The following is a 1,291-nucleotide window of genomic DNA, read 5'->3' as shown; positions in this document are numbered from 1 at the left end:
TAGCCAGAACCCACGACCGTAATTTTTGTTTTGTTCGTCAAATTTAGACCTTTAATGCAATGTAAATCGATTACTTTACTTTGCAAATTTATAACAGAATTTTGTTTCTTTTTTATAGAATCCAGAAACTCCGAAAACTACCCTTTAAAATGCGATAAGAGCCCTTATCACCATCCAGCAACACATTCCATTTTTATGAAGTAACATTCATTAATCTCAACACATAAGAGCACTTATCGGTTTTTAAATGCTGCGGCATCGCGCAACAACGTCTCTTAGTAATTTAACGCGTGACCCAAAAACCGAAACGACCGGTTATTCATAGTGGGACCAAAGCCTCAGTACTTTGACTGTCTTCTCGGTTTCCAGAACCTGATAAACGAGTCGGTGCTGAATATTAATTCGTCTTGAATATGCACCGCTTAGATCACCCACCAGCTTCTCGTATGGAGGTGGATTCTGCCAGGGATCAGACTGGATAATCGCTAATAACTGCTGCGCCTTACCCTTCAGGCCACTAGATGCAAGTTTCCGCGCTTCTCTCTGAGCTTGCTTTGTGTAGGTGAGCAACCACATTACCAATCCAATTCGGTACTGCAGTTCTCTATACTCTCGTTCATACCGTCTAAGATGGACTCACGCATCCCCGGAACAGACAAAAGATATAAAGTCTCGTTAATCGCGTTCCAATCTGATTCAGACAAAAGCACTGCATTGCCCCGCTTGCCGGTGATGACAATCGGCTGATGACTAGCTGTCGTCTCATCAATCAATTTATACAGACTCGCCCGCGCTTCAGTAACGTTAAGTGATGTCATAACTTACCCTCCAAGGAAAAGGTACGTTAAACCGTACGCTTAGTCAAATCAAGTCAAACCGCAATAAAGACAACCACAGCACGAGCGGCCAGCACCAAAATATAGGGTCTTAAGTGCTAAATGGAGACTATCTCGCGATAATACTTCATCGTCTATGGCTTTAAACAGAGTAGCGTACAAGCGGCTGAGCCGTGCGAATAGCGCTAAAACCCCTCGTTGATGTCGCTCGAGCGATATCTTCAAAAGACGCACACTAATGGACGCCTTGGTAGCAGTTGAAAACTGCCTACTCTCCTAGAAGCCCGCCCTCCAAGTGTCTATCAAAGGTGCTCGCATCATTCCTGAGGGCGCTCTCCGCCTTATCACCGCTCATTACCCGCAAGCTCGGCCCGCAACTGCTCGATCTCGGCCTTCAGCGCATCGTACTCGTCCATCTTGCGGCGCAAGAACCTGGCCGTTAACGCGGCTTTCTC

Annotated in this window: 2 protein-coding genes; both read right to left on the bottom strand. The window is 45.9% G+C overall.

Translation table 11 applies throughout. The features are described from left to right. Window positions 1–315: 315 nt before the first annotated feature. On the bottom strand, window positions 316–576 hold the full coding sequence (locus tag ACTF5Z_RS12220) for a Txe/YoeB family addiction module toxin (RefSeq protein WP_423853677.1): 261 nt from the start codon (window positions 574–576) through the stop codon (window positions 316–318). Then, window positions 576–818 carry a type II toxin-antitoxin system Phd/YefM family antitoxin gene (locus ACTF5Z_RS12215; RefSeq protein WP_423853676.1) on the bottom strand — a complete coding sequence of 81 codons (243 nt, stop codon included), beginning with the start codon at window positions 816–818 and terminating at the stop codon, window positions 576–578. The genes ACTF5Z_RS12220 and ACTF5Z_RS12215 overlap by 1 nt, the downstream gene beginning before the upstream one ends. Window positions 819–1,291: the final 473 nt, after the last annotated feature.

This window comes from Aequoribacter sp., assembly GCF_965659035.1.
Taxonomy (GTDB): Bacteria; Pseudomonadota; Gammaproteobacteria; order Pseudomonadales; family Halieaceae; genus Aequoribacter.
Note: the sequence above shows the minus strand (reverse complement) of the source record. Positions and strands in the feature narration are given on the sequence as shown.

Bases quoted from the DNA above. Each gene is read 5' to 3' on its own strand.
- ACTF5Z_RS12215 (WP_423853676.1), bottom strand. From the start codon at position 818: ATGACATCACTTAACGTTACTGAAGCGCGGGCGAGTCTGTATAAATTG.
- ACTF5Z_RS12220 (WP_423853677.1), bottom strand. From the start codon at position 576: ATGTGGTTGCTCACCTACACAAAGCAAGCTCAGAGAGAAGCGCGGAAA.